Source organism: Clostridium sp. (assembly GCF_021443865.1).
In the GTDB taxonomy this organism is placed as follows: domain Bacteria; phylum Bacillota; class Clostridia; order Clostridiales; family Clostridiaceae; genus Clostridium.
This window is the reverse complement of record NZ_JABUTB010000098.1, coordinates 7948-10098: the sequence shown is the minus strand read 5'-3', so window position 1 is coordinate 10098 and position 2151 is coordinate 7948. Positions and strand designations below refer to the sequence as shown.

3 protein-coding genes are annotated in these 2151 nt (G+C 27.2%); all 3 read left to right on the top strand.

Annotation, left to right across the window (positions count from 1 at the left end; genetic code table 11):
- Nucleotides 1-720 (top strand): ribosome small subunit-dependent GTPase A (rsgA, locus tag HUJ77_RS13530; protein ID WP_291709471.1); only part of this gene is annotated, 720 nt, incomplete at its 5' end.
- Nucleotides 714-1358, top strand: coding sequence for a ribulose-phosphate 3-epimerase (gene rpe / locus HUJ77_RS13525; protein ID WP_291709470.1), 645 nt, complete (start codon nt 714-716; stop codon nt 1356-1358). The genes rsgA and rpe, both read left to right, overlap by 7 nt.
- Nucleotides 1359-1362: 4 nt before the next feature.
- The gene (locus HUJ77_RS13520) at nt 1363-1998 is read left to right on the top strand and encodes a thiamine diphosphokinase (RefSeq protein WP_291709468.1); all 636 of its coding nucleotides are present in this window, start codon (nt 1363-1365) and stop codon (nt 1996-1998) included.
- Nucleotides 1999-2151 lie beyond the last annotated feature (153 nt).

Sequence of the window (2151 nt, the reverse complement as noted above, 5' to 3'; positions counted from 1 at the left end):
GTTGGGACTATAGAGAAGATTTATGAAAGAAGTTCTGAACTTATAAGACCGGTAGTAGCAAATGTTACACAGGCTTTTGTAGTATTTGCTATGAAAAATCCTGACATAAATTTTGATTTGCTTAATAAATTTTTGATATTATGTGAACATAATAATATAAATTCAATAGTTTGTTTAAATAAAATGGATTTAGTTAGCGATAAAGAAAGACTAGATATTAAAGAAAAAATAAATTCAATAGGATATGAAGTAATATTTATAAATGCTAAAGATGGTATAGGAGTTGAAGTATTAAAAAATAAAATAAATAGTAATGTAACAGTGTTGTGTGGACCTTCTGGTGCGGGAAAATCTACCTTGATAAATACATTAACTGAAAAATATCATATGGAAACTGGTTCAGTATCAGAGAAATTAGGTAGAGGGAAACATACAACTAGACATAGTGAGCTTATAGAAATAGAAAATGGATATTTAGTAGATAGTCCTGGATTTTCTAATATAGATATTAGCTTTATGGATAAAGAAAATCTAAGATATAGTTTTCCAGAGTTTGAAGAATATAATCATAGCTGTAAATTTAGAGGATGCCTTCATAATAAAGAGCCAGAATGCGCAGTGAAAAAAGCTTTAAATGAGGGAAAAATCAATGAATATAGATACGAATTTTATATTAGAATATTAGAAGAGTTACAAGAGGGGGAAAAGTACAAATGGTAAAAATATCACCATCAATATTATCAGCAGATTTTTCAAAATTAGGAGAAGAAGTTGTAAAAGTAGATGAAGCAGGAGCAGACTATATTCACATAGATGTAATGGATGGAAATTTTGTGCCTAATATTACTATTGGCATACCAGTAATAAAATCAATTAGGAATAAAACAAGAAAGATATTTGATGTTCATTTAATGGTAGAAAACCCATCAAGATATATTGATGATTTTGTTAATGCAGGTGCAGATATTATAACTATCCATTATGAAGCAGAAAAACATATAGATAGAGCTATTGAATATATTAAGTCTAAAGGAGTTAAAGCAGGAATTTCATTAAATCCTGGTACTCCAACTTGTGTATTAAAAGATATAATAGAAAAGCTAGACTTAGTATTAATAATGTCAGTTAATCCAGGCTTTGGAGGTCAAAAGTTTATTCCATACTCTTTAAATAAAGTAAGAGAGATAAAAGAGATGAGCCTAAAGGTAAATAAGGACTTGCTTATAGAAGTAGATGGAGGAGTTGACAAGAATAACTCTAAAGCTTTAATTAAAGCTGGTGCAAATGTATTAGTGGCTGGTTCTGCAATTTTTGGCGATGGAAACCTTAAAGTAAATATAGAAGCAATAAGAGGATAATTTAATGAAAGCTGTAATTATGTCAGGTGGAAAAGAACCATCAAAGACTTTATTGTATAAAGAAATGAACGATGCAGATATAATTATTGGTGCAGATAAAGGCTGTGAAATATTATATAAATATGATATAACTCCAGATTATATTTTAGGAGATTTTGATTCTGCAAATGAAGATATAATAAGTTTAATTGAAGAAAGAGCTTCAAAGAAAATAAAGTATAAAAGAGAAAAAGATTATACTGATACTGAAATAGCCTATAATCTAGCAGTAGAAAAGGGAGCTGATGAAATAATCTTGTTAGGTGCAACTGGTACTAGATATGATCATTCTCTAAGCAACTTTGGACTTATGTTAAGAGGTTTAAAGAAATCTATAAAAGTTAAAGTTATTGATGATAATAATTATATTTTTCTAACTGATAAACCAATTACTTTAAAAGGAAATAAAGGAGATACTATATCTTTTCAAGCATATTGTGATGAAGTGAAAAATTTTAATATAAGTGGAGCTAAGTATAATTTAACTAATTTTTCTTTAAAATTAGGTGATAGTATAACTACATCTAATGAATTTTTAGAAGAAGAAATTAAAATAACTTTTGATAGTGGAATAGTAATGATTCTTTATACAAATGACTAAAAAAATTAATCACTCATTTTATTTATTTGCATACAATGTAAATAAGAGATGAGTGATTTTTTTATGGAGGTTTGAACATGAAGATAATAGCTATAAAATTACCTAAGTTTTTATCTAATTTAATTAAATTTTTTAGAAGAAAAAGATAATACA